Annotated in this window: 1 protein-coding gene; it reads left to right on the top strand. The window is 73.3% G+C overall.

The window, feature by feature from the left end; translation table 11 throughout:
• Positions 1-214: 214 nt before the first annotated feature.
• Positions 215-586 carry an FKBP-type peptidyl-prolyl cis-trans isomerase gene (locus tag ACFV0G_RS13415; protein WP_380546053.1) on the top strand — a complete coding sequence of 124 codons (372 nt, stop codon included), beginning with the start codon at positions 215-217 and terminating at the stop codon, positions 584-586.
• Positions 587-671: the final 85 nt, after the last annotated feature.

Raw genomic sequence — 671 nt, 5'->3', positions numbered from 1 at the left:
CAACCCCCCCCAATATACTCATCTCTTTTTCGCTCCCACCCGCGGGGAGGCGGGGGGGGCGTCGCCGTCATTTTCGCCCCCGCGCCCCCCCCCCCCCCCGCCACACGTCGCGGGGGCCGGGATGGCCGGGACGGGCGGACGGCCGCCGTACGGTGGTCCGTAGCGGTGCCTGCCGCCCCGCCACGTCCGTGTCACCGAACGAGATGAGTCTGTTGTGAGCCTTACCAAGCCGGAGATCGACTTCCCGGGCGGCGAGCCGCCGGTGGAGCTGCAGATCCGCGACATCGTGGTCGGCGACGGCGCCGAGGCCAAGGCCGGCGCCATGGTCGAGGTCCACTACGTGGGTGTCACCTTCGCGTCCGGCGAGGAGTTCGACGCCTCGTGGAACCGCGGCCAGACCTTCCGCTTCCCGCTGGGCGGCGGCCGGGTCATCAAGGGCTGGGACCAGGGCGTCCAGGGCATGAAGGTGGGCGGTCGGCGCGAGCTGATCATTCCGCCGAACATGGCCTACGGCAACCAGTCGCCGAGCCCTCTGATCCCCCCGGGCTCGACCCTGATCTTCGTCGTGGACCTGCTCGGCGTCTGACGTCGGCAATCCCTCCGGGACGCCCCGCAGCCCCCGGGGGCGCGGGGGGGCGCGGGGGGGGGGGGGGGTCGGCGGGGGAGGGCCC

This window comes from Kitasatospora sp. NPDC059571, assembly GCF_042735675.1.
Taxonomy (GTDB): Bacteria; Actinomycetota; Actinomycetes; order Streptomycetales; family Streptomycetaceae; genus Kitasatospora.
Note: the sequence above shows the minus strand (reverse complement) of the source record. Positions and strands in the feature narration are given on the sequence as shown.